Source organism: Pseudomonas sp. 58 R 3, from assembly GCF_900006605.1.
GTDB lineage: Bacteria > Pseudomonadota > Gammaproteobacteria > Pseudomonadales > Pseudomonadaceae > Aquipseudomonas > Aquipseudomonas salomonii.
On the sequence record NZ_CVTT01000050.1, the window covers coordinates 87,195 to 111,628 of the forward strand.

Genomic DNA, 24,434 nt, shown 5'->3' on the forward strand with positions numbered 1-24,434 from the left:
TGGGGCCAGCACGGTCACCACAAGACTTTAAGCCCACCCAAACATGAAACTTTTGTCATAAAACTCAGCACCCTGCGACGCAATGTCGCGATTTGCGTGGCCTGCAGCACTGTTGCGTTTCCTGCAATAAATAGTTGCGCGCAAAATCGGTTTACTTAGCAAGCTAACAAAACATATAAAAGAGGCCTGCGACGACTTGCCGCAGATCAACCAGAGATTGGAGCAAGCAGATGACTGTAAAAGTAACTGAACGCGACGATGCACACATGTCTCACGAAGCACTGGGTCATGGGATTCACATCTGGGATGTACATCAACAAGACCAACTGGTCGGCATGTTCCACAATGAGAACGAAGCCCAAAATTATAAAAACGAGCTCGAATCTCTAGAAATGAAACGCCAGGCGCAAGGCTCCTGAAACGCTGAAATCCGGTAGCCACCCAGCCCCACACAGCAGCTGGTGTGCCTGCACACAAAACCCCGCCTTTGAGCGGGGTTTTTCGTTTCTCACTTCCGTCGTTTTCCTGTGTTCTGCCACGACCGCATGAAAACAGACACATCCTACAAAACCTCAGGCCGCGTATTACAAGTCCTCTCAAAGACACTGAACTAGCCTGACTTAGACGCTTCAAGCCCTGACTGCAGACCTGCATGGTTGCTCTGTCCGTCTTCGACCCGCCCTCCTTTCACTCCCTGAATAATCGTTTCTGCAAAAAGCGTAACAACAAATAGACATTTGGTAATGATTCTCGATAGTATCCGTTCGCTTTTCACTCAGCGCCACGGATAAGGAGTTCGAATTGATGCACGGACACATCGCCACACCGGAAAAACTACTGCTTGAACGCTGGGGTGAAGCACTCTCCACTCGCCAATTCCAGGCTAAGCACGTCACGCTTGATGCCCTGATCGATACCCTTGCACCCGCCGCCGAACGCAGCTTCCAGCGCTTGATCCAGGCCTTGTTCCGTGAGGGTCTGCTCAACCCCGCCACGCGCACCTATGACGATCACGATCGTTGCTGGCTGGAGCTACCCGACCACACCCGCCTGCGCTTTGATCACCTGCGCCCGGGCCGCATGGCCAGTTGGGATTTGCGCGGTTCGGTGAGTGTCCTGCGCGCCGGCCAGCCAGAACAGAAAATCCGGTTCCCCTCGCAGTTGCTGACATTACTCAACAGCAGCCTCGAGTCGCCTGCCGCCCCCGACGTGCTAAGCCGCCTCAACAGCGAGATCGATGACAGCGTTGTCAACGATACGCTGTGCCTCGCTTTCCACGAGCAGTGGACTCTCGAGCTGCACGCGGCAATGGCCCCCGCGCATCAAAACAACTTGCTCAGCTACCTCAGGAACAACCCAGGCGTTTCCAACCCGACATCGGTACTTGAGCAGTGGGGCACGCTGGGCCATCCATGGCACCCCAACTACAAGACAAAGCTGGGCCTGGGAACAGAGCAGGTTATTGAATTCTCGCCGGAGTTCGAGGCGCGCTTCCCGGTATTACTCTGCGCGCTGCACCGCCAGTTCGCCCATGTCGAAAGCCTGGCCGGTACTGCAGATTACTGGCAGTGGTGGCAAAACCACTTCCCGCAGGCCGCCCGCCAATTGACGGCGCAGCTGACCGCTCAGGGCCTTGAGGCCGGCGACTACCTGCCGATGCCCGCTCACCCTTGGCAGGCTCGCCAAGAGCTGCCGCAACTGTTCGCCAATGAAATCGGCGACCGGCTGCTGGTGCTGACCGACATCGTCGCGTTCACCGCCCACCCCACCATGTCGTTCAGGACCGTGTTGCCCGAAGGCCGGTGCGACGCGCCAATGGTTAAACTTCCAGTGTCGCTGCGCTTGACCAGCGTGCAGCGCACCGTGTCGCCACGCTCCGCGCGCATGGGCCCACGGATCAGCCATTTGCTGCAAACCATCCTGGCACGCGAGCCACACATTCAAAAAATTCTGAGCATCGTGCCCGAACGACTCGGCGTGCATTTCCAACCACAACCTGCCAATGACGAACACTCCCGGCACCTGGCCGTCCTCTACCGGGACAACCCGCAGAGCCTGCTTGAACCGGGCGAAATGGCCGTTCCGGTAGGCAGCCTGTTTGCCATCGATCAGCATGGGCAGCCCCTGCTCAAGCAGTGGGTACGCCTGAGCAAAGGCACCGACGACGCGCAGGCCATGCAGGCGTTTTTTAAAGACTATGCATCCATCGCAGTGCCGGCGCTGTTGGGCATGTACCTGCGTTATGGCGTGGCCTTCGAGGCCCATCAGCAGAACTCATTTATGGTCATGGGCACCGACGGGCAAGCAAGCCGTCTGTTGCTGCGTGATTTCGGTGATATCCGCATCGACCGCAAGACCTTGCACGCCCACGGCCTGGACATCGAACTGCACGACCCGAAGATGACCTTGTACGACGATGCCGGCTTCGTGCGCGACAAGTTGCTGCACACGGTGTTCATGTGCCACTTGGGCGAACTGGTATTGCTCAGTGCGCGCCACTTCGATATTCCGGAGGGGCTGCTGTGGGACGAACTGTCGGCCCAGGTCCGCGAGTGTTTCGATGATTTGCGCAGCCAGGTCGAGCCCCAACGTTGGCAGACCGAACGTGCCGCGCTGCTGGAGCAGGACTGGCCGGCCAAGTCGTTTATGCGCATGCGCCTGATGGAAAGCCACGCCGATATCGTCGGCCGCCTGCCGAACCCGCTGAGCACTGCCGCCAATGTCGGCTAACAACACGGCACTGCGCCTGTTGGTGGTGATTCAGCTGGTGTCGATGGGCGCCATGGAAATGAGCGGCCCCTTCTGGCCGTTGCAGATCCAGAAGCTGCTGGGCGTTGCCGACGCCCAGTACACCGGCCTGCTGTCATCGCTGGTGTATGCCGGGCCGATGATGGCGGCGATGATCCTCACGCCGATGTGGGGGCGCCTGGGTGATCGTACCGGCCACAAGCCGATGATCATTCGCGCGCTGCTGGCCCTGGCGGTATGCCAGGCGCTGGCCGCCGTCACCACCGATCCGTGGCTGCTGGTGGTCATTCGCGTGGCGCAAGGTGCGCTGGCGGGCTTTATTGCAGCGGCCCAAGCCTACGCGCTGGCGTACTGCGCCGAAGGTGGACGCGGGCACGTTCTGGCGCGGCTGCAATCGGCCACCGCCGTGGGTTCGCTGGCCGGGCCGGTGCTGGGTGGCTGGCTGATGGACATTTCCGGCTTTGCATTGCTGTGCTACAGCGCCACGGCGGTTTGCCTGCTGTGCGCGCTGATCAGCCTGTTTCTACCCAGCGATGCGCCGCGCTCAAGACCTGCACGCGCCTCAACGCCTACGGCACTGCCCAAAGGCTGGCTCGGCGCAATGCTCGCCATCATCGTGCTGATCCAGGCCGCCAAGATGATGCCCCAACCGTTTTATGCCCTGTACGTCGCCGATGTTCTAAACGCCCCTGCCTGGCTGATCGGCGCCAGCTACGCCGCCAGCGCACTGACGCTCGCGCTGTCCGCGCCGCTGTGGGGCCGGCTGTTTGACCGACACCCGGCGGCGCACACGCTGCGCATCATCGAATGGGTCACCTGGCTTTGCGCCTTGACGCTGGCCTTCACGGCGATGGCCGGCGAATGGCTGGGGTTCCTCGCCAGCCGGCTGCTGTGGGGCGTGTGGCAAGGCGCGCTGCTGCCGGTCGCCTACACGTTGATCGCCAACACCGTTGCACCCAGCCAGCAGGGGTTTGCCTTGGGCCTGGGCAATAGCGCCGCAAAAGGTGGCGCGTTGTGCGGTGCGCTGTTGGGTGGCGTCGGCATGGCAATGGTAGGCCTGGCGCACAGCTTTTGGCTGGTGGCACTGACCTATGCCCTGGCGGCCCTGGGTATCCGCGCCATCCGTTCGTTCACCCGAACACCTGAGACTTCCGATTTTTCTGTCAATACTTCTAATAACTCAAAGGCAAGATCATGAACAAATCACAATGGGCCGTCCTGCTGCCCCTGCTCGGTTCGATAAGCGTGCCTGTCTGGGCCGATCAACCTGAAGACGCGCCAGCGGCGGCTACCAACCTGCAATTGCAGGCGACGGTCGTTTCAGCCACTCGCAGTGAAACCAGCATTGCCGCGATCCCAGGCTCGGTGCAGGTTATCGACGAAGCACAGATCCGCCAGCAGACAGCGGCAGGACGCCGGGTTGCCGATATCCTCGGGCAACTGGTCCCGGGCATAGCGCCCTCCAGCGGTGGCATGAGCAACTTCGGCCAGACGCTGCGCGGGCGCAACACGCTGATCCTGATTGATGGCGTGTCCCAGAACGCCACGCGTGACAACTTCCGCCAGCTCAACAGCGTGGCACCGGAAAGCATCGAGCGCATCGAAGTGATATCCGGCGCCAGCAGCGTCTACGGCGCCGGCGCGTCAGGCGGCATCATCAACATCATCACCAAGCGCAACAAAGGCGAAGACCTGGCCTTCAGCAGCAAGATAGGCATGACCGCCGGCAACAACTTCAGCCATAAAGGGTTCTCCTACGAAGCCTTCCAAAGTGCCACCGGCCGCAAGGGCCCGGTGGACTGGTACGTGTCGGGCAATACGGTGCAACGCAACGACCAGTTCGACGGTAACGGCAAACGCATTCCCCAGGACACGTCCCAGGGCAGCAACATGGACACCGACACCTACGACCTGCAAGGTCGCTTCGGCTACGAGCTGGATGACGACAAGAAGATCAGCCTGTCGCTGCAAGACTATAAAGATGAACAGGACACCCGCTACACCAAGAACCCACGCATCACCAGCACTGCGGTCGCGGTAAAAGGCCTGGACCTGGATGACCAACCCTTCACCCACAACCAGGCGGTCAACCTCAATTACGCCGACAAGGACTTCTATGGCCAGGGCTTGCAGGTCGAAAGTTACTGGCGGCGTGCCGACGCACTGTTCTTCCCCGACCTGTCTCGCGGCCGTGCCGGGGTGTCCGACAACAACAGTGTGCAAGACGTCTATGGTGTGCGGGCGGCGATCGATACACAAATGCCGGACATCGGCCCGGCGACCGGCAACCTGGTCTGGGGCGCCGACTATGACCATGAAACCTCGCGCCAACGCGGCGACCAATACCGGGTCAATGGCCTGAGCTATACCAAGACCGGCACCACCTTCGAGATGGGCCCGGACATCGCAACCAGCACCAAAGCCATTTTTGGTCAGCTGTCCTACGATATCGATGACTGGACCTTACGTGGCGGCATACGTCGTGAGTGGATCGAAAGCGAAGTGTCCGACAGTATTGCCTACGGCGAGATCGTGCAGACCGGCAACCGCGCCACACTGCCGGGCGGCACCCTCAAATACGATGACACGCTCTACAACCTGGGTGCGGTGTACCACCTGAATGAAAACCAGGATGTGTTCGTCAATTTCAGCCAGGGGTTTTCCCTGCCGGATATCCAGCGCTTCCTGCGTGACGTCAACAGCAAGTACGACATCCAGGACCTGAACGCCCAAGCCCTCAAGGTCGACAGCTACGAGCTGGGCTGGCGTGGCAACTGGGACAAGTGGCAGGCCAACGTCACCGCCTATGAAAACACCTCGGACGTCACCCAGTTCTATGATGCCAATGACCGTGTGTTGCGCCTGATCAACCAGAAAGAGCGCGTGCGCGGCATCGAAACCAGCCTGACCTACAACGTCACCGATCAATGGTCGGTAGGCGGCACTTACGCCTACGCCAAAGGCGAGACCCAGCAAAACGGCAAATGGATCGACCTGCCCGCCACACGTATCTCGCCTGCCAAGACCACCGCCTTTGTCGGCTATGACCGTGGCGACTACAGCCTGCGCCTGCAAGGCATGCAACTGGCCGACTATGACGCCGCAGCCAAAGACAACAACGGCCGCGATATCAAAGGTTATACGCTGGTCGATCTGCTCGGTTCGATCAGGTTGCCAGTCGGTCGCCTGGAAGGCGCGATCTACAACCTGAGTAACCGCAATTACCAGAACATGTTTGCCCAGGCCAACGCCCGTGCGCCGTACCCGAACGCTGAAGGGCGTACCTTCAGCGTGAGTTATGCCGTGGATTGGTGATCGGTTGAAGCTGCAGGTTAAAAACACAAACCCCGCCTTTTGAGCGGGGTTTGTTGTTTTTAACGCCTTACCACATTAGATCATCCGGGATCTGGTAGGCGGCGTATGGATCGTCCTCATCCGGAACCTGGCTTTCGGTGAGGATATTGAGCTGCACGATACGCTCCGGTGCGCGCTCCTGGATCTTCAGCGCCGCTTCACGCGGAATCACTTCGTAGCCGCCACCGTGGTGCACGATCGCCAGGGAGCCGTTGCTCAGCTTGTTGCGCATCAGCGTGTTGACCGACAGGCGCTTGACCTTCTTGTCATCCACGAAGTTGTAGTAGTCCTCGGTGGTCAACTTGGGCAGGCGCGAGGTCTCGATCAACTGTTTGACCTGGGCCGTGCGCGCCTTGGCCTCGGCTTTTTCCTGCTGTTGGCGGTTCAGTTCCTGGTCGCGCTTGACCTTTTCGGCGTGCGCTTCGGCGGCCAAACGCGCCTGAGTGTCATCGGCCTCGATCTGGCCTTTGTGGACCAGACGCTGCTGTTTCTGTTTGTCTTTGCCGACCTGCTTGGCCTGCTTTTGGTTGACCAGACCTGCTTTGAGCAACTGGTCGCGAAGGGAAAGGCTCATGGTGCTTACTCACTTAGGCAACTGCTCAACCGCAGCTGGACACATTCTTTTCCTGGCGTTTGGCTTCGCCCCACAGGGCGTCCAACTCTTCGAGGGTGCAATCTTCTATGGGTTTGTGCGTGTCGCGCAATGCCTGTTCGATAAATCGGAAACGTCGCTCGAACTTGGCGTTGGCACCACGCAGCGCGGTTTCCGGGTCGACCTTGAGGTGACGGGCCAGGTTGACCGCCGCAAACAACAGGTCACCGACTTCATCGGCGATGGCCACCGAGTCGTTATCGGCCATGGCTTCGAGCACTTCATCCAGCTCTTCACGCACGTTATCGACCACCGGCAAGGCAGACGGCCAGTCGAAACCGACCTGCCCGGCACGCTTTTGCAATTTGGCGGCGCGGGATAATGCGGGCAGGGCCGTGGGTACGTCATCGAGCAGGGACAATTGCTCGGGTGCGTCGGATTTTTCTGCGCGCTCCTCGGCCTTGATCTGCTCCCAACGTTCCTTGACCTGTTCTTCGCTCAACCGGGGAATATCCAGCGGCGCATACAGGTCGCCAGTGGGGAACACGTGGGGATGGCGACGGATCAGCTTGCGCGTGATGCTGTCGATCACGCCGGCAAACTCAAAGCGCCCTTCTTCCCGCGCCAACTGGCTGTAATACACCACCTGGAACAACAGGTCGCCCAGCTCGCCTTGCAGATGATCGAAGTCGCCGCGCTCGATGGCGTCGGCGACTTCGTAGGCTTCTTCAAGGGTGTGCGGCACGATGGTCGCGTAGGTTTGCTTGATGTCCCACGGGCACCCGTATTGCGGGTCGCGCAGGCGGTTCATCAGGTGCAGCAGGTCTTCAAGTGAATACATCATGGCGTGCGATTACGCCGGGTCTCGATGATATTCGGCAACTGGGAAATCCGCCCCAGCAACCGCCCCAACGCGTCCAACCCCGGGATCTCGATGGTCAGGGACATCAACGCGGTGTTGTCCTCTTTGTTCGAGCGGGTGTTGACCGCCAGCACGTTGATGCGCTCGTTGAGCAGCACTTGCGACACGTCACGCAGCAAACCGGAACGGTCGTAGGCGCGGATGATGATGTCCACCGGATAGGTGAGCACCGGCACCGGGCCCCAGCTGACCTGGATGATGCGCTCGGGCTCGCGCCCGCCCAGTTGCAGCACCGAGGCGCAATCCTGGCGGTGAATGCTCACGCCACGCCCCTGGGTGATGTAACCGACGATGGCATCGCCCGGCAATGGCTGGCAGCAGCCGGCCATTTGCGTCATCAGGTTGCCCACGCCCTGGATCTGAATATCGCCGCGCTTGCCGGGCTTGTAGCCGGTGGCTTTGCGTGGGATCAGTTCCAGCTGCTCGCTGCCGCGCTCCGGCTCGACCAGTTGCTGGGCCAGATTGACCAATTGCGCCAGGCGCAAGTCGCCAGCACCGAGGGCGGCGAACATGTCTTCGGCGATCTTCATGTTGGCTTTTTCGGCCAGCTTGTCGAAGTCCACCTGTGGCAGGCCCAGGCGCGCCAATTCGCGTTCAAGCAAGGTCTTGCCGGCTGCAACGTTCTGGTCGCGCGCCTGCAATTTGAACCAGTGAACGATCTTCGCCCGCGCCCGCGACGTGGTGATGTAGCCCAGGTTCGGGTTCAGCCAGTCGCGGCTCGGCGTGCCGTGCTTGCTGGTGATGATCTCGACCTGTTCACCGGTTTGCAGGCTGTAGTTGAGCGGCACGATGCGCCCGTTGATCTTGGCGCCCCGGCAGTTGTGGCCGATTTCGGTGTGTACGCGGTAAGCGAAGTCCAGCGGCGTAGCGCCCTTGGGCAGGTCGATAGCGTGGCCGTCGGGGGTGAAGATATAGACCCGGTCGGGCTCGATATCCACCCGCAGCTGTTCGGCCAGACCGCCGATATCACCCAGCTCTTCGTGCCATTCCAGCACTTGGCGCAGCCAGGAGATCTTCTCTTCGTACTGGTTGGAACCGGCCTTGACGTCGGTGCCCTTGTAACGCCAGTGCGCGCAAACCCCAAGCTCCGCCTCCTCGTGCATGGCATGGGTGCGGATCTGCACTTCCAGCACCTTGCCCTCGGGGCCGATCACCGCAGTGTGCAGCGAGCGATAGCCGTTTTCCTTGGGGTTGGCGATGTAGTCGTCGAACTCCTTGGGAATGTGCCGCCACAGGGTGTGCACGATGCCCAGCGCGGTGTAGCAGTCGCGCATTTCCGGCACCAGCACGCGCACGGCGCGCACGTCGTAGATCTGGCTGAAGGCCAGGCCCTTGCGCTGCATTTTGCGCCAGATGGAATAGATGTGCTTGGCGCGGCCGCTGATGTCGGCATCGACGCCGGTGGCCTGCAACTCGGAACGCAACTGGCCCATCACATCGGTGATAAAGCGCTCGCGGTCGAGCCGCCGCTCGTGCAGCAGCGTGGCAATCTGTTTGTATTGATCGGGTTCGAGGTAGCGGAAGGACAAATCCTCCAGCTCCCACTTGATATGGCCGATGCCCAGGCGGTGCGCCAGCGGCGCATAGATGTCGAACACCTCGCGGGCCACGCGGTTGCGCTTTTCGTCGTCGGCGGTCTTCACCGCACGGATCGCGCAGGTACGTTCGGCCAGCTTGATCAGCGCGACGCGCACGTCGTCGACCATGGCCACCAGCATTTTGCGCAGGTTTTCGACCTGGCCCTGAGTACCCAGCACCATGGACTGGCGCGGGCTGAGGCTGGCGCTGATGGCGGCCATGCGCAGCACGCCGTCGATCAGCTTGGCCACCACCGCGCCGAAACGCTGGCTGACCGTCGGCAACGGGATATGCCCTTCACGCACGCCGCGATAAAGCACGGCGGCGATCAGCGAATCCTGGTCCAGCTTGAGATCGGCGAGGATCTCGGCGATTTCCAACCCGGTGCGAAAGCTTGAAGTGCCTTCGGCCCACAGGTTCTTGGCCGCATTGTCTTGCTGTTCAGACTCACGAGCGAACTCGCAGGCTGCTTTCAAGGCTTCACGGTCCAGTGCCGGGTCGACACTGACGGCATGATCCAGCCATGCCTCGAGATTGATACTGCCGTCGGTGTTGATCGGCTGGTGTGCTCTCACCTGTACCATCTTGCTTACCTTCCCTACGACGCACCTTGGATGCGCCAAAAATCATCGCTGACCTGCTGCGTAACCCTAGCGGTGCAACCATTAGGCTAGGTCCCACTCCCTGACAGGTCACGGCCCAGGAGACGACAGGCCAGTCGGATTAAACGGGCATCCTAGCCCGCTTCAAATAACGCCATGGCCTCGACATGCGCTGTCTGCGGAAACATGTCGAGGATCCCGGCACGTTTTAGCCGGTAGCCTTGCTTGACCAACTCAACCGTGTCCCGCGCCAGCGTGGCCGGGTTGCAGGACACATACACCAGACGCTTGGCTCCCAGAGTGGCAAGCTTGCGCACAACCTCCAGGGCACCGTCACGGGGTGGGTCCAAGAGTACCGCAGAAAAGCCCTGTTTGGCCCATTGTGCGTCGCTCAAAGGCTGGGACAGATCGGCCTGAAAAAACTGCACATTATGCAAATTATTGCTGAGGGCGTTCAGCGCCGCTCGCTCGACCATGGTCTGCACGCCTTCTACCGCCACCACTTCGCGCACCTGTTTGGCCAGCGGCAGGGCAAAGTTGCCCAGCCCGCAAAACAGGTCCAACACCCGATCTTCGGGCTGTGGCGCCAGCCATTCCAGGGCCTGGGCAACCATCGCATCGTTGACGCCTGCGTTGACCTGGACAAAATCTCCCGGACGGTAAGCCAGTTCCAGATCCCACGCCGCCAGTCTAAAACCCAGCGCCTGACCCGGTTCTACCGGCTCCGGCTGGCCCTCGCCATGCAGCCACAACTGGGCTTGATGGAAGGTGCAAAATTCGTTCAATACCTGCAGGTCCGCCTCGGACAATGGCGCCATATGCCGCAGCAACACGGCAATCGCCGAACCACTGAACAACTCCACATGCCCCAACGCCTGAGGCTTGCTCAGGCGGCGCAGCATGTTCGGCAAACGCTGCATGATCGGTTGCAAGGCTTGTACCAGCACCGGGCAATCATCAATGGCGACGATATCCTGGCTGGCCACGGCGCGAAAACCCACCTCAAGCTGTTTGGCCCTGGCATCCCAGCGCACCGCCACACGGGCGCGGCGACGGTAGCCGAATTCCGGCCCGCTCAAGGGTGCGGCCCACGCTTGCGGTTCGACACCGGCCACACGGGACAGTTGCTCGGCGAGCATGCGCTGTTTCAGGGCAAGTTGTTCGTCATGGGGCAAGTGCTGCACGCTGCAACCGCCGCAGCGGCCGAAGTGCGCGCACGGTGCCGGGCGACGCAACTCGCTGGCCTTGAACACACGCTCGGTGCGGGCCTCGACGATTTTGCCGTGGGCGCCCAGCACCCGCGCTTCGACTTCTTCGCCGGCGAGCGCGCCATTGACGAACCAGGTGCGGCCTTCGAAAAACACAATACCGCGGCCATCGTTGGCCAGGCGCTCGATGGTCAGGCGTTGTTTCTTGCCCACCGGAATCTGCGGGGCGCGACTGCCGCCCGTCGGCTGAAAGCGCAGGCCTCTCTCGTGCTTGGCCATCAGTTGGGTTCGTCGAAGATGCCGGTCGACAGGTAGCGGTCGCCTCGGTCACAGATGATCGCGACGATCACCGCGTTTTCAACTTCTTTGGACAAGCGCAACATACCGGCCACAGCGCCACCGGAGGACACGCCGCAGAAGATGCCTTCTTCGCGCGCCAGGCGGCGGGTGGTGTCTTCGGCTTCACGCTGGGCCATGTCGATGATGCGGTCTACACGCGCCGCGTTGTAGATCTTCGGCAGGTACTCTTCAGGCCAACGACGGATACCGGGAATGGCCGCGCCTTCCATCGGTTGCAGGCCGACGATCTGGATCGCCGGGTTCTGCTCCTTGAGGTAGCGCGAATTACCCATGATGGTGCCGGTGGTGCCCATGGAACTGACGAAATGGGTGATGGAACCGTTGGTCTGGCGCCAGATTTCCGGGCCGGTACTGGTGTAATGCGCCTCGGGGTTATCGCCGTTGGCGAACTGGTCCAGCACCACGCCACGGCCTTCGGCGGCCATGCGCTCGGCGAGGTCGCGCGCACCTTCCATGCCCTCTTCCTGGGTGACCAGGATAAGTTGGGCGCCGTAGGCGGTCATCGCTGCCTTGCGCTCGGCGCTGCCGTTGTCGGGCATGATCAGCACCATCTTGTAACCCTTGATCGCCGCGGCCATGGCCAGGGCGATACCGGTGTTACCCGAGGTGGCTTCGATCAGGGTGTCACCGGGCTTGATCTGCCCGCGCAGCTCGGCGCGGGTGATCATCGACAACGCCGGGCGGTCCTTGACGGAACCGGCCGGGTTGTTGCCTTCGAGCTTGAGCAACAGGGTATTGCTGGTTTCACCCGCCATGCGTTGCAAGCGGACCAGGGGTGTGTTGCCGACGCAATCGGCGATTGTAGGGTACTGCAAGGTCATGGCGTATTCGCAATCCAGACTGCGGGGGCGAACATCATACCGGGAAAGCCCGGCGGGCCATATCACGCAAAGTGTGGTGCTTATGGCTTAAAGGCATAAGCAGTGAGTTACCCGATCCCGAAAGCGTTCCATTGCTCAAGGGTCAATTCGCTAATCACGTCAGCCTCAGCGTTGTTCGCTGGCACAACCAGGCTTTTTGCGTAGTTGTTGTACGCATCTTCGCTCATGATGCCAGTTGCCACTTTTTCGTTCGCCTCCTCCAACGCAAGCTGATATGGCTTGAGTGCTGCGTCAAAACGCTGCGGGTACTTAAGCTTCAGAAACCCCACCCAATACTCCTCACTTGCGAGTCGCTCAGGCTCATTGAGGTGCAGCTCCTCACGCATAATACGTTGACGCAGTTCATTCACGGACCTGGCACTGGGTACTGCCGTAGCCGCGTCAAACCGCCCTGGCAATGCCAGAGGCAAGTCCAGGCTGGGGGCCAATGCGATTCGATACGCCAGGATCTGCACGCACAGCTCTGGAGCGGATAACTGCGCAAATTCCCGTGACAGGTGATAGGCGATGGAACTTATCCTGCGCAGAGCCCGAAAATAATTCACAAAATCCGCGCCTGCGACGTCAACGTTTCCAGCCAGCATCTTCACCGGCAGCATCGCCAGTTCGATGTCATTGAGGCACAACAACCAGCCATCAATACCACCGCTCATGTAATTCAAGGGCGTGCGAAAAAGGATCTGTTGCAAGTCCCGGTTGTGATTTGCACCTTCAATCACCTGCCAGACTCGCTGCGTAACGTCCTGGCGCAAGGCTTGATGCTCCGGCGAAATCAACAGCGGATGAGAAGACAGGTTCCACAACAGGTTAAAAAAACGATCTGCCATCTGCTCACCCACCAACAACGCCCACTCAGCCCGCCACAACGCCACTTGGTTCAAAGGGACCGACGTCAGCCAACGCTCAATCGAAGGGAGCGGCAAGGCACCGTCGTGCCACAGGCCAAAATCAATATTCTGATAACCCGGCCGCGTCCGATATTGGCTGAGCAGCCGCAAGCTGGCCTGAGAAAGAGCATTGCCATGCAGGTTCATTGCGCGCAGCACGTTTTCATTGATGTAGAGATCAGAATCGGTCAGGACCCCGAACCGGTTATCGCGCAGGTCGAAGGTGCGCAGTTGTTCGAGCGTCACTGCCCCCAAGGGCAGCACATCAAGCCTGGCATCTCTAAGCATCAGTTGTCTGAGCCGTTTGAGGGGATACAACTTTAACCTTTGGCCAAACCCGATCGGATTGCAGGACAGATCGAGTACCGTCAAGCCGGTCAATTCCTGAAGACTCATGACATCCGAAATAGTGGGTTTGATGCGGTTATGGGACAACGTAAGTCGATGCAGATACATCAGTTGCCCCAAACCTCGCGGCAAATTTTTCAACCGGTTACCGTCTAGCTGAAGCACACGCAACGCGGGGAAACACCTCAGGAATTTAGCCGGCAAATCTTGCAGCTGATTGTTTCTGACACTCAATTTCACCACATGGCCAAAATGCGCACTCAACTCAGGCAGGCCGTTGAGAGACAAGCCGTCGAGGTACAACTCGAATGGCACACCTCGAGGAGAGTCTTCTTTGCGCCAGCACTTCAGAATGCGCTCGGAAGCTTCAAGTTGGGCCTTAAGGTTCGCGGGTTCGCCCAACAAACACCAACGCTCAAGGCTGGCCTTCAAGGTGTCTTGTTCCTTGAACAAGTAATTGATTATGTCCTCGCGATCCTGGAAGGAATCACTCACGTTCTGGAGTATCTCGGCGGCCTCGGTATCGGACTTTGTCGGAAACAACTGGCGAAATCGGGCTACTTGTCCACGGTTCACGCCGCCTGACCTGCCCTCGCCGCTCAGCGGATAACCCACTCGCCCGTCGGCCACGCGCCTGGGTGGGTTGTGCCAAGTGGGCCAGCCGATGTTGAGCACGTTGTCCGCCAATACCTCTTTGCGTCCCAAGCGCTGACCAATCTCCTGCACCAGCTCTTCGACGCCGGACGCATGGGTGTAGCCAAATGCCTGACGTTCCAGGGCCGGCAGGGCGCCTAACAGAACAGGCAGGAGATGCCCAGGAACTCCCACTGATTGCCGACTGCCATCTGTGTGGGGGATATACGCCTGGTAATGACCAGCCACTGACTCCAGTACGCGTTTGAGAGGCCCATCGGTGGGGCCGATACTGTCGATCAGCACTGCGCGCTCCCACACCTCAACCCGCAAATGGGATGGCCACCCGGATATATCCGGCAATGTGTGCAGGATTAACTTCGCACTGTCTTCATTCATCGCCGCAGGCAGATACACCCCCTCCACAGCCCTGGCTCTGCGCAACGCTTTGAGGTACCAGCGGATATAAGGCGTAAGGGTCAAGGGAACGCGGCCGGCCTCCAGGCTCTGCCTCTCATCAGCCGAGGCTTGACGCGCCAGGCTCTCGGCAACTGCCGCAGACAAGCTGGGAAAATCACGTTGCAGCACCTGCGCCAAAGGCTCGGATGACTGCTCTGCCTTATGACACAGCGCCTTGAAAAAAAGCCGCTCCATCTGTGGCTTGTCCTCGACCACCCTGGATTCCAGCAGCGCGACTTGATCGGCGCGAGACGCCGCCGTCACCCCGGCCAATGCGTCGGCAGCCTCAGGCCCGACCTCACCGAGCAGCTCGTCGTAAAAGTCCCGCCCGACCTCCACACCCGATTTGACCCGCTGATGAATCGTGAAACGCTCAACCGTCTCGCGCAAGATGAGCGGGGGGCGCTCGTTACGTACATGCACCCGGCGCAGGATAGCCGGCGTCACGCCACTGATCTGCTGGATCTGCACAATGGCATCCGGCGTCAATTCACGCACCCAAGGCCCGAGACGCTGAAACGGTTTCTGCCCGTCCCAGGTCAGTGGGTTTTCCCATTCGTGACGCCAGGCGCCGGCACCGTTGTGGGTCAGCACGGGTGCATAAGCCTGCTCCAGGGACGGGTGTTGAATACGCCAGGGCTCAAGCCCTTGGCCCTGGACGACCTTGAAATACTCGCCGTCGATAAACAGGTAGCGATCGGCACCCAGGCTGTAGAGGCCGAGCGCGTCAGGCTCGGGCACAATATTTGACGTCTCGACCACGCTGGCGTACTGCCCGATCTCCCGGCGTGACGGATAAAACCTGCCATCGGGCGTAAGGTTGTCGAGCAAGGTCCGGGCCACGGCGTAACGGAACTGAGAGGCGGCGCTCTGCGCGTCCCACTTCAACCGTAGCAGGTCGTGTTCAGAGATTTGGCTCACGACCGTTTGGTATAAATCATCGGTTTCGGTCGCCCGTGGGGTGGGCGATTGAGCGTCATACAGTGAGAACTGCCCTCCCCCGTGGTCGATCACGACAATGGTTTTGTCCAGCGGCCCTCGCGAAACATAAGGTATCGCTTGCGCTTGAGGGCTGATGACCAGTACCTGGCCGGTCAGGTCACGCAGTGCCCCGGCGGCAAACTCTGTGGCCCAGCCCTGAGTGTCTTGATTGAAGCGCCGAGGATGGAGTACGCCGTCAACCATGGCTTCTGCGCGTGCTATCTGACGAGCAGCGCGCAGCGCGGTGTAAAGCGCTTCGGGTTGAAATTGCGAGTGCAGGAGTTGTGTCTGCTGATGTTCCGACAACGGGTGTTGGCGCACTACCTCCAGCAAGCGTGCCCGGCTCAACAGCGGGTGCAATGTGTGTAACTGCTCGATCACCGCGTGCGCAGGGGTATCGTCGGCCACACTGTCAGGCAGTAATCGAAGCACTGCCTCAGACACGGTCGGGGCCGCAGCGCGACTGGCATTGGCATATTTCGTGAGCGCCTCAAACAGATCCAATCGCAACGCGTCGGCCTTGCCGGCCAGTTGTTCGGCCAACGTCGTCTCGCCCGATAAAAAAACCTCGGGGAGCAAATCGACAATGGCCTGAGGCAAACTCAGGGTAATCCGCCGTGGCGTTGAATGAGCAAACAGATCGCCTTCCAACGCGGTTACCGTGACCACCGCCGTGGTCTTATGGTCCGCACGTTTGCTATAGCGCCGCACTTCCACACCATGCGGATTTTGAATGCTCAAGGCAGTGCTTTTCGGCCAATCCTTATGCTGGGTGAGCAGCGGAGCGAGAATCTCAACCGCCCCCATTGCCTCGGGACGTCTGGCGTCGGCCCCCTCGACTGCCCAGTCGATCAGCCGGTCGACGTTAAACCGACGCACTGCCTCAACCAGCGATGCCGAGGGCGGTGCTCCCTCCCAGACCTGGTCCAGGTCGGCTCTCGAGCTGTTGCTGAGGGTAACGATCCGTTCCAGCTTTTGTGGCGGCACATCGCTGGCGCCCAGCATTTTTTCCAGCAGTTGACCGTCAGTCTGGCTCTCGCGCTCGGCGGCGCTCAGCGGTTTGCTTTGCTGGGCCAACCGCTCATACAACGCTTGATGCCGGCGCCTGACAGTCGGGGCCAAACGTGCGTGCAGGAACCTGCTGCTGAGCAAGTCAGCGACATCCATCGCCGCTTGCACCAAGTCGCCACGACCATCCTTCTGCAGCCCCTGGAAAAGTGCCTGCCCTATTGAAGTGAACATGGCGAACGCTCTCAACCGCCCCAGACCTTTCAAAGGCCCTGGCACCGGGATCAACAGCAGGCTGATGATTTCACCGAACAGTGTCTGGGAAAACTCCAGCAAGGTGGCCATGATGCCCGGCGTTTCATGCGCCAATACCTTGAGGTTGGCTCGGCAACGCTCGATGTAAAACCGATACAGGCTGACTGTTGGTGCGTTGTAAACGCTCTCGGGCTTGTAGCCGAGGTGGTCGACCTGAGTAAGCTTGCGTGCACGCCCGAACAACCGGTACAAGAACCGGGCAAAGGCATCTAGCCCCTCCGGCATGCTTTCTTTGGCTGACCTGGCGCTCAAGCGCGCATAATCCGGCAGCGACATGGACTGATACAACCACCCCATTTCTTTACGCGTATGGAACGCCTTGAAGCCGACGTAAAACTCTTTGGACGCCTCCGAAAATTTGTCGTAGTGCCTGAGGGCGCCACCCGGCCGGTCGGGGAAATAGCTGAACACACCTTTGCAGTCTTTGACGGAAAAAATCACATAGGGAATGCTCAGGTAGTCGCCTCTTGGCAGGTCCGTGTAGACGCCGAGCAGGCCATAGCGTTCGGTCCCATTGGTATTGTCCGGGCCATGGGGAATGAACATTTTCACTTCCTGGGTAACCCCCCAAAGCGACTTATCTGACAACGCACTCACCACAGCCTGGTATTTTTCCCGGTCAACGCGGCTTCGGTCGCTGGTCCTCAAGGCCTCTATCAGCGCAAATTCAAGCTCTGCGGTTGCCAGCGCCATTACCTGCGCGCCCAATTGCGTGGAGCTCTGCAGCGCGCTATCCAGGCGCTTGCGCAACAGCGTGCCAAGATTGAGGTCGCGCACCAATTTGATAAAATCCGCCGCGCTGATTCCGACATTCGAATCCAGGTAACTGGCCTCCTCCAGGCTGACATGCCCCGCAAACCCCCATCCCGACAAACCGCCGTAGTTCATGCACGCGGCCTCCCACAGCGTGACGCTGGACAGCCCCGGGCTGTCTACGCGGTCATCCGCAACGCGGGGAACCCTCAGAGCCGGGTTGTTTGGCGTCGATGTAACAGCCGGTTTCACGTAGCGGGTATGGATACGGGCGACCTTGGGATCGACCTCTTTACCGGCGAGTTTTTTCAGTGCTGCCCTCAGCGTCGACAACGAGGTGGCTTCCAGGTCGGCACCGAGTTGATCAATGGCCGCTTCGAAAGCGGTTTGCGCGCGGATGCAGGCCTTTTGCAAACGGACGTAGTCTTGCTGCTGCTGCACATCGAGGCAGCCGTAAAAGCGCTCGAGAGACTTGCGCAAAGGCATCAGGACGCGCGTCATGGACCACTCGGCGCCAGACATCAACGGCCCTAGCGCTTGTTGTTCCTCGATATACGCAGATAACGTATCCGGGGCTGGGGGTGTCACGTCAGGCTCTGTCATTTTTCCCTCGGGGGGTGTGATAAATGACGAGCCTATCCAACGGTGCTTATGCCGGGCGGTAGCTATGTAGGCTCTACGTGATTACGCTGGTAGACCGCCTCCCCCATCGCCGCAATCTGGCCTTCGATCAATGCATCGAACGGCTTGAGCAACGCATCGAATGAAGCCGGGGCTTCGAGTACCTGCAACGCTTGCACGATCGCTTCCACCGTCGACAACGCGCCCGGGCCGGGTGCCTTGCGCAACCGATAACGCGAGACGCGTTCACCCGCCAGGGTCACGCGCGGCAAAGCCGCCAACAGCGGGTTGAGGTGCAGCAGTTTGCGCGCCTTGCGCCAAGTGCCATCGGGCACCACCAGTAACAGCGGTTGATCGCTCGGCGTGCAGGTTTGCAACGGCTCAGCATTGTCCGCCGGGAACAGCAGACGTGCCTGATAACCCGGCGGGCTCAGTAGCGTGGCCAGGTCGTCAAACACCTCGCCCACCACCAACTGCGCATTGTTCAAGCCCAGTGCCGCCAACCGCGCGGTATTGAGCGCGTGGTTGACCTCACTCGGGTGCTGCAAGAGCAAGATGCGGGTGCGGCTGTCGAGGCTGGGGATCAGCGCGCACAGACAGTGAGTAACCGGCCTGAGGCAGCGAGGGCATTGGGGTCTGGACATGGTTTATCAGGCCTGGTTGAGCTGGGCTTTGAGTAGATCGCGGAAAGTCTGGATCAGCGGTTCGCGGCTGCGGCCTCGGCGCATGATCATCGAGAACGGCGCCTGGTAGCCGAAGGTTGCCGGCAGCAAGACGCGCAGGTCGCCCTTGTCGGCCCAGGCCTGGGCGTAGTGCTCGGGCAGGTAACCGATGTAGGCGCCGGACAGCACCAGAATCAACTGGGCTTCCATACTTTCCACGGTGGCCGCACTGTGTTTGAAACCATGCCGCGCCAGCTCGGCCTGGCTCCAATAGCCTCGGCCGACCATGCGCTGCTGGGTGATCACCTGCTCGGGGATACGCCGTTCGTTGAACAAAGGGTGACGCGTGCTGCAATACAACCAATGCTGTTCACGGTACAGCGGCATGTAGACCAGCCCGCTCATGCGGTTGGAAAAGGCGCCGATGGCCAAATCCAGGCGGTTGTCCTGCACGCCCAGTTGCAGCTCATAAGGGCTCATCACCGACAGATGCAGGTGCACGGCCGGGTGTTCGAGGCTATAGGCACCGATCACTTCGGCGAACGGCAAAGCCTTGTCGCTGACGGTGGAGTCGAGCACGCCCAGCTTGAGGGTGCCGCGCAGTTCGCCCTTGAGAGCGGCGGCGTATTGTTCGAAGCCTTCGAGCTCACCTAAAAGACGCAAGGTTTCCTGATGGAACAGCTCGCCCTTGCTGGTCAGGCTGAAACCGCCCCGGCCGCGATGGCACAGCACCAGGCCCAGGGCCGATTCGAGTTGGCTCATGTAGGTGCTGATGGCCGACGTCGACAGGTTGAGTTCGTGCTGGGCATTGGCGAACCCCTGGTGCCGCACGATGCTGACGAAGATGCGCAGGAGTTTCAGATCGGGCAAGGCGTTGGCCATAGGGTCTCCAGAGGACACACAAAAACCTGTGGGAGCGGGCTTGCTCGCGAATGCGGTGGTTCAGTTAATACATCTGAGACTGATAAAGCGCATTCGCGAGCAAGCCCGCTTCCACATTTTTGAACCGCGTTCGGCAGGAAAGACCTGCTGGGCCACAGAGTTTACCTGAGCCATTAGTTTAGAAAAATCTGAACTAAGTATTTGCCTCTGCCGATTCTTCCCGCCACGGGCTTTTCGCAGAATCGGCCACTGATAAACAAAACAACGATGAGGCACTCCCGTGGACAAGATTTTTCACCAGCCACTGGGCGGCAACGAAATGCCGCGCTTCGCCGGCATCGCCACCATGATGCGACTTCCCCACCTGCAGACGGCCAAGGGCCTGGACGCCGCATTTGTCGGCGTGCCCCTGGATATCGGTACCTCGCTGCGCGCCGGCACCCGCTTCGGGCCGCGTGAAATCCGCGCCGAATCGGTGATGATCCGTCCTTACAACATGGCCACCGGCGCCGCACCGTTCGACTCACTGTCGGTTGCCGACATTGGCGACGTGGCGATCAACACCTTCAACCTGCTCGACGCCGTGCGCATCATCGAAGAAGCCTACGACGAGATCCTTGAGCACGACGTAATCCCCATGACCCTGGGCGGCGACCACACCATCACCCTACCGATCCTGCGCGCTATCCACAAAAAACACGGCAAGGTCGGGCTGGTGCACATCGATGCCCACGCTGACGTCAACGACCATATGTTCGGTGAGAAAATCGCCCACGGCACCACCTTCCGCCGCGCCGTGGAGGAAGGCCTGCTCGATTGCGACCGCGTCGTGCAAATCGGCTTGCGCGCCCAGGGCTACACCGCCGAAGACTTCAACTGGAGCCGCAAACAGGGCTTCCGTGTGGTCCAGGCCGAAGAATGCTGGCACCACTCCCTCGCGCCGCTGATGGCCGAAGTGCGGGAAAAAGTCGGTGGCGGCCCGGTGTACCTGAGCTTTGATATCGACGGCATCGACCCGGCCTGGGCACCTGGCACCGGCACCCCGGAAATCGGCGGGCTGACCACCATCCAGGCGATCGAGATCATCCGTGGTTGCCAGGGCCTCGACCTGGTTGGTTGCGACCTGGTAGAAGTCTCGCCGCCTTACGACACCACCGGCAACACCTCGCTGCTCGGTGCCAACCTGTTGTACGAGATGCTCTGCGTACTGCCCGGCGTGGCGCACCGCTGATGAGCGCGCAGCAGGTGTTGAAAGCCGCCGCCGATCTGGTGGCGGCCTTCGCCGCGAATGACCGCGAGGCTTACTTTGGCGCGTTCAGCGCCGATGCCAGCTTCGTGTTCTACACCCTCCCCCAACCGCTGCTGAGCCGCGATGCCTACCAGGCGTTGTGGGACAGCTGGCGCGCGGACGAGGGGTTTGAGGTGCTGTCCTGCAGCTCAAGCAATGCCGTGGTCAGCCTGCAAGGTGACGTGGCGATTTTTATTCATGACGTGGCCACCGAGCTGCGCATGAACGGGGAGCAATTTTTTAGCCAGGAGCGCGAGACCATTGTCTTCAAACGGCAAGCGTCTCACCTAGAACAACAAGGCCTGTGGCTGGCCTGTCACGAACATTTGTCCGCTATGCCGGAAGGGCTGCCGCCCCCTTAGCCAATGTGATCGGAGCTGATCATGAATAATAAAAACAACGAAAGCAGTATTCGCAAAATAGAAACCAACGGGGTCGAACAGATCCCGGACCACGAACGCAGCGCCGGGCCCAAGGATCTGTTTCGCCTGATCTTCGGCGGTGCCAACACCTTTGCCACCGCCGTGCTGGGCTCGTTTCCGGTGCTGTTCGGCTTGTCGTTCCAGGCCGGTGTCTGGGCGATTGTGCTGGGGGTGCTGGTGGGCGCGCTGATCCTGGCGCCGATGGGCCTGTTCGGGCCGATCAACGGCACCAACAACGCCGTGTCTTCCGGTGCGCATTTTGGTGTGCACGGGCGAATTGTCGGCTCGTTTCTGTCGCTGCTGACGGCGATTGCCTTCTTCTCACTGTCGGTGTGGAGTTCGGGTGATGCGCTGGTCGGTGGTGCGAAACGTCTGATTGGCCTGCCGGAAACCGACCTGACCCTGGGCTTGGCTTATGGCCTGTTTGCCCTGCTGGTACTGACCGTGTGCATCTACGGCTTTCGCTTCATGCTGTGGGTCAACCGCATTGCGGTGTGGGCGGCGAGCCTGCTGTTCCTGCTGGGCATCTTCGCCTTCGCGCCAGCGTTCGACAGCCACTTCGCCGGCACCGTCGCCTTGGGCCAGGCTGGCTTCTGGGCTGCCTTCATCGGATCGGCACTGGTGGCCATGAGCAACCCGATTTCCTTCGGGGCGTTTTTGGGAGACTGGTCGCGCTACATCCCGCGTGAGACGCCGAAAATGCGCATCATGCTGGCGGTGGTGCTGGCGCAGATCGCCACCTTGATTCCATTCCTGTTCGGCCTGGCCACCGCGACCATCGTGGCGATCAAGGCGCCGGACTACATCGCGGCCAACAACTATGTCGGCGGTTTGCTGGCCGTATCACCGAGCTGGTTCTTCCTGCCGGTGTGCCTGATCGCGGTGATCGGCGGCATGTCCACCGGCACCACCTCGCTGTATGGCACCGGGCTGGACATGTCCAGTGTGTTCCCGCGCTTGCTGTCGCGGGTCAAGGCCACGTTGCTGATCGGGGTAATGTCGATTGCCTTCATCTTTATCGGACGTTTCGCCGCCAACCTGGTGCAAAGCGTGTCGACCTTCGCCGTGCTGATCATCACCTGCACCACGCCGTGGATGGTGATGATGATCATCGGCCTGATCGTGCGCCGGGGCTTCTACTGCCCGGACGACTTGCAAGTGTTCACTCGCGGTGAAACCGGCGGGCGCTACTGGTTCAGCCACGGCTGGAACTGGCGCGGCCTGGGCGCCTGGATCCCGAGCGCAGTGGTGGGCCTGTGCTTCGTCAACCTGCCGGGGCAATTTGTCGGGCCGCTGGGCAACCTGGCCGATGGCATCGATATCAGCCTGCCAGTGACCCTGGGGCTGGCGTCGGTGGTGTACCTGAGCTTGCTTCGTGTGTTTCCGGAACCGGCTTCGGTTTATGGCCCGGCCGACCCTCGCAGCCGGCGCACGGATTCGCACGTTAACCCGGCGCTGCAACAAGCCGCCTGATCGCCCATAAAAACCATAATCGGAGACTCGCCGTCATGGCTTTGGATTTATTCGTCGTACTCATCTACGCCGCCGGCATGCTTGTGCTCGGCTATTACGGCATGCGTCGCGCCAAGACCCACGAAGACTACCTGGTGGCCGGCCGCAACCTTGGCCCGTCGCTGTACATGGGCACCATGGCCGCTACGGTATTGGGCGGCGCGTCCACCGTCGGCACCGTGCGCCTGGGGTATGTACATGGTATCTCGGGCTTCTGGCTGTGCGCCGCACTGGGCGCGGGGATCATCGCGCTGAACCTGTTCCTGGCCAAGCCGCTGCTCAAGCTGAAGATTTTCACCGTCACCCAGGTGCTGGAAAAACGCTACAACCCCATGGCCCGCCAAGCGAGTGCGGTGATCATGCTGGCCTACGCGCTGATGATCGGCGTGACCTCGATCCTGGCCATCGGCACCGTGCTGCAAGTGCTGTTCGGCCTGCCGTTCTGGGTCTCGGTGCTGCTTGGCGGTGGCGTGGTGGTGGTGTATTCGACCATCGGCGGCATGTGGTCGCTGACCCTGACCGATATCGTGCAGTTCGTGATCAAGACCGTCGGCCTGATGTTTATCCTGCTGCCGATCTGCCTGTACCGCGTCGGCGGCTGGGATCAACTGGTGGCGAAGCTGCCGGCGTCGAACTTCAGCTTCACCGAAATCGGCTGGGACACGATCATCACCTACTTCATGATCTACTTCTTCGGCATCCTGATCGGCCAGGACATTTGGCAACGCGTGTTCACCGCCCGTGACGAAAAGGTCGCTCAGTACGCAGGCACGTTCGCCGGTTTCTACTGCATCCTCTACGGCCTGGCCTGTGCCCTGATCGGCATGGCCGCGCATGTGCTGCTGCCGAACCTGGACAACGTCAACAACGCCTTCGCCGCCATCGTCAAAGCCTCGCTGCCCGACGGCATTCGCGGCCTGGTGATCGCCGCCGCACTGGCCGCGATGATGTCCACCGCCAGCGCCGGCCTGCTCGCCGCGTCCACTGTATTGACCGAGGACTTGCTGCCACGCCTGCGCGGCGGCAAGCAGTCGAGCCTGAACATCAACCGTCTGTTCACGATGCTCACCGGCATCGCCGTGCTGGGTATCGCGCTGGTGGTCAACGACGTGATCAGCGCCCTGACCCTGGCCTACAACCTGTTGGTGGGCGGCATGCTGATCCCGCTGATGGGCGCGATTTTCTGGAAACGCGCCACCACCTCCGGCGCCATTGCTTCCATGACCTTGGGCTTTGTGACGGCGCTGGTGTTTATGTTCAAAGACGGCCTGGACGCGAACACGCCGATCTACTACAGCCTGGCGATTGGGCTGGTGAGTTTTGTGCTGGTGAGCTTGTTGTCGCGCCGGCCAGAGGCTTCGGTAGCTCGGGCCATTTGACAGGTAACGGAATTTAAAGCGGTTTCTTCAGCGGGCGCG

16 protein-coding genes are annotated in these 24,434 nt (G+C 60.4%); 8 read left to right on the plus strand and 8 right to left on the minus strand.

What is annotated here, in order from left to right:
* Positions 1-230 precede the first annotated feature (230 nt).
* The 4 genes from BFP92_RS13035 to BFP92_RS13050 all read left to right on the plus strand — a co-directional run bounded on the left by BFP92_RS13035 (position 231) and on the right by BFP92_RS13050 (position 6,063).
* Entirely contained in the window at positions 231-419 is a 189-nt protein-coding gene (locus BFP92_RS13035) for a hypothetical protein (protein ID WP_065929792.1), read from the plus strand.
* A 385-nt stretch (positions 420-804) separates the two neighbouring features.
* Complete coding sequence (locus BFP92_RS13040) at positions 805-2,730, plus strand: IucA/IucC family protein (protein ID WP_065929793.1); 1,926 nt, start codon at positions 805-807, stop codon at positions 2,728-2,730.
* On the plus strand, positions 2,720-3,946 hold the full coding sequence (locus BFP92_RS13045; protein WP_065929794.1) for an MFS transporter: 1,227 nt from the start codon (positions 2,720-2,722) through the stop codon (positions 3,944-3,946). Before BFP92_RS13040 ends, BFP92_RS13045 begins: the two co-directional genes overlap by 11 nt.
* Positions 3,943-6,063 (plus strand): TonB-dependent receptor, encoded by a 2,121-nt coding sequence (locus tag BFP92_RS13050; RefSeq protein ID WP_065929795.1) that lies wholly within the window; start codon positions 3,943-3,945, stop codon positions 6,061-6,063. The genes BFP92_RS13045 and BFP92_RS13050 overlap by 4 nt, the downstream gene beginning before the upstream one ends.
* Before the next feature lie 67 nt (positions 6,064-6,130).
* Here the strand turns inward: BFP92_RS13050 and BFP92_RS13055 are convergent, their stop codons facing one another.
* From BFP92_RS13055 to BFP92_RS13090, 8 genes are all read right to left on the minus strand, one after another.
* Positions 6,131-6,676: a DUF2058 domain-containing protein gene (locus tag BFP92_RS13055; protein WP_017134874.1), complete on the minus strand. Its 546-nt coding sequence runs from the start codon at positions 6,674-6,676 to the stop codon at positions 6,131-6,133.
* A 25-nt stretch (positions 6,677-6,701) separates the two neighbouring features.
* Positions 6,702-7,535 carry a nucleoside triphosphate pyrophosphohydrolase gene (gene mazG / locus BFP92_RS13060; RefSeq protein WP_065929796.1) on the minus strand — a complete coding sequence of 278 codons (834 nt, stop codon included), beginning with the start codon at positions 7,533-7,535 and terminating at the stop codon, positions 6,702-6,704.
* Complete coding sequence (relA, locus tag BFP92_RS13065) at positions 7,535-9,778, minus strand: GTP diphosphokinase (protein ID WP_017134872.1); 2,244 nt, start codon at positions 9,776-9,778, stop codon at positions 7,535-7,537. The genes mazG and relA overlap by 1 nt, the downstream gene beginning before the upstream one ends.
* A gap of 152 nt (positions 9,779-9,930) precedes the next feature.
* Positions 9,931-11,283: a 23S rRNA (uracil(1939)-C(5))-methyltransferase RlmD gene (rlmD, locus tag BFP92_RS13070; protein ID WP_065929797.1), complete on the minus strand. Its 1,353-nt coding sequence runs from the start codon at positions 11,281-11,283 to the stop codon at positions 9,931-9,933.
* Positions 11,283-12,185, minus strand: coding sequence for a cysteine synthase CysM (gene cysM, locus BFP92_RS13075; protein ID WP_056861474.1), 903 nt, complete (start codon positions 12,183-12,185; stop codon positions 11,283-11,285). The genes rlmD and cysM overlap by 1 nt, the downstream gene beginning before the upstream one ends.
* Before the next feature lie 107 nt (positions 12,186-12,292).
* Positions 12,293-18,130, minus strand: coding sequence for an NEL-type E3 ubiquitin ligase domain-containing protein (locus BFP92_RS13080; RefSeq protein WP_239694262.1), 5,838 nt, complete (start codon positions 18,128-18,130; stop codon positions 12,293-12,295).
* 164 nt (positions 18,131-18,294) lie between these two features.
* Positions 18,295-18,894: a tRNA-uridine aminocarboxypropyltransferase gene (locus tag BFP92_RS13085; RefSeq protein WP_065929799.1), complete on the minus strand. Its 600-nt coding sequence runs from the start codon at positions 18,892-18,894 to the stop codon at positions 18,295-18,297.
* Positions 18,895-18,900: 6 nt separating this feature from the next.
* Positions 18,901-19,794: a LysR family transcriptional regulator gene (locus BFP92_RS13090; protein ID WP_065929800.1), complete on the minus strand. Its 894-nt coding sequence runs from the start codon at positions 19,792-19,794 to the stop codon at positions 18,901-18,903.
* 280 nt (positions 19,795-20,074) lie between these two features.
* Here BFP92_RS13090 and speB point away from each other — a divergent pair, with 280 nt between their 5' ends.
* Genes speB through BFP92_RS13110 form a run of 4 tightly spaced genes read left to right on the plus strand, consistent with a single transcriptional unit; the run spans position 20,075 to position 24,395 of the window.
* Positions 20,075-21,025, plus strand: a complete 951-nt coding sequence (gene speB / locus BFP92_RS13095; protein ID WP_056861477.1) for an agmatinase — start codon at positions 20,075-20,077, stop codon at positions 21,023-21,025.
* Positions 21,025-21,444, plus strand: a complete 420-nt coding sequence (locus tag BFP92_RS13100; RefSeq protein WP_065929801.1) for a YybH family protein — start codon at positions 21,025-21,027, stop codon at positions 21,442-21,444. The genes speB and BFP92_RS13100 overlap by 1 nt, the downstream gene beginning before the upstream one ends.
* 21 nt (positions 21,445-21,465) lie before the next feature.
* The gene (locus BFP92_RS13105; protein ID WP_065929802.1) at positions 21,466-22,977 is read left to right on the plus strand and encodes a purine-cytosine permease family protein; all 1,512 of its coding nucleotides are present in this window, start codon (positions 21,466-21,468) and stop codon (positions 22,975-22,977) included.
* Between the two features lie 35 nt (positions 22,978-23,012).
* Positions 23,013-24,395, plus strand: coding sequence for a sodium:solute symporter family protein (locus tag BFP92_RS13110; RefSeq protein ID WP_056861480.1), 1,383 nt, complete (start codon positions 23,013-23,015; stop codon positions 24,393-24,395).
* Positions 24,396-24,434: the final 39 nt, after the last annotated feature.

What these genes read in the sequence shown, in the direction of transcription:
- BFP92_RS13080 (WP_239694262.1), bottom strand. Translation starts at nt 18,130, where the DNA reads ATGACGCGCGTCCTGATGCCTTTGCGCAAGTCTCTCGAGCGCTTTTAC.
- BFP92_RS13055 (WP_017134874.1), bottom strand. Translation starts at nt 6,676, where the DNA reads ATGAGCCTTTCCCTTCGCGACCAGTTGCTCAAAGCAGGTCTGGTCAAC.
- BFP92_RS13090 (WP_065929800.1), bottom strand. Translation starts at nt 19,794, where the DNA reads ATGGCCAACGCCTTGCCCGATCTGAAACTCCTGCGCATCTTCGTCAGC.
- BFP92_RS13100 (WP_065929801.1), top strand. Translation starts at nt 21,025, where the DNA reads ATGAGCGCGCAGCAGGTGTTGAAAGCCGCCGCCGATCTGGTGGCGGCC.
- BFP92_RS13050 (WP_065929795.1), top strand. Translation starts at nt 3,943, where the DNA reads ATGAACAAATCACAATGGGCCGTCCTGCTGCCCCTGCTCGGTTCGATA.
- rlmD (WP_065929797.1), bottom strand. Translation starts at nt 11,283, where the DNA reads ATGGCCAAGCACGAGAGAGGCCTGCGCTTTCAGCCGACGGGCGGCAGT.
- BFP92_RS13045 (WP_065929794.1), top strand. Translation starts at nt 2,720, where the DNA reads ATGTCGGCTAACAACACGGCACTGCGCCTGTTGGTGGTGATTCAGCTG.
- BFP92_RS13110 (WP_056861480.1), top strand. Translation starts at nt 23,013, where the DNA reads ATGGCTTTGGATTTATTCGTCGTACTCATCTACGCCGCCGGCATGCTT.
- BFP92_RS13035 (WP_065929792.1), top strand. Translation starts at nt 231, where the DNA reads ATGACTGTAAAAGTAACTGAACGCGACGATGCACACATGTCTCACGAA.
- BFP92_RS13085 (WP_065929799.1), bottom strand. Translation starts at nt 18,894, where the DNA reads ATGTCCAGACCCCAATGCCCTCGCTGCCTCAGGCCGGTTACTCACTGT.
- mazG (WP_065929796.1), bottom strand. Translation starts at nt 7,535, where the DNA reads ATGTATTCACTTGAAGACCTGCTGCACCTGATGAACCGCCTGCGCGAC.
- relA (WP_017134872.1), bottom strand. Translation starts at nt 9,778, where the DNA reads ATGGTACAGGTGAGAGCACACCAGCCGATCAACACCGACGGCAGTATC.
- cysM (WP_056861474.1), bottom strand. Translation starts at nt 12,185, where the DNA reads ATGACCTTGCAGTACCCTACAATCGCCGATTGCGTCGGCAACACACCC.
- BFP92_RS13040 (WP_065929793.1), top strand. Translation starts at nt 805, where the DNA reads ATGCACGGACACATCGCCACACCGGAAAAACTACTGCTTGAACGCTGG.
- BFP92_RS13105 (WP_065929802.1), top strand. Translation starts at nt 21,466, where the DNA reads ATGAATAATAAAAACAACGAAAGCAGTATTCGCAAAATAGAAACCAAC.